Below are 271 nucleotides of genomic sequence, written 5' to 3'. Positions count from 1 at the left end.
CAGTCTGTTTACCATCAATCAATACGTTACTTTATCGTTGCCTCTAAGCTGTACTTTACCATCCTGAACAGTAATTCCGGGAAGATTCTGCATGCTTTGCAATACAGAGCCACCGCTTTGGCTGATGTTATCCGCTACAGAGTACGTTTCTTATCAAGACGGCTGTCTATTTCAGTCTGTTTACCATCAATCAATACGTTACTTTATCGTTGCCTCTAAGCTGTACTTTACCATCCTGAACAGTAATTCCGGGAAGATTCTGCATGCTTTG

At 41.7% G+C, this 271-nt stretch carries 1 protein-coding gene; it reads left to right on the top strand.

The window, feature by feature from the left end:
* On the top strand, nt 1–219 hold a 219-nt coding region (locus tag BOQ64_RS23380), incomplete at its 5' end, for a hypothetical protein (protein ID WP_164975881.1).
* Nucleotides 220–271: the final 52 nt, after the last annotated feature.

Source organism: Chryseobacterium sp. CH25 (genome assembly GCF_004119455.1).
Lineage (GTDB): Bacteria > Bacteroidota > Bacteroidia > Flavobacteriales > Weeksellaceae > Chryseobacterium.
The sequence above is the reverse complement of the archived record's forward strand: the minus strand, read 5'-3'. Positions and strand labels throughout refer to the sequence as shown.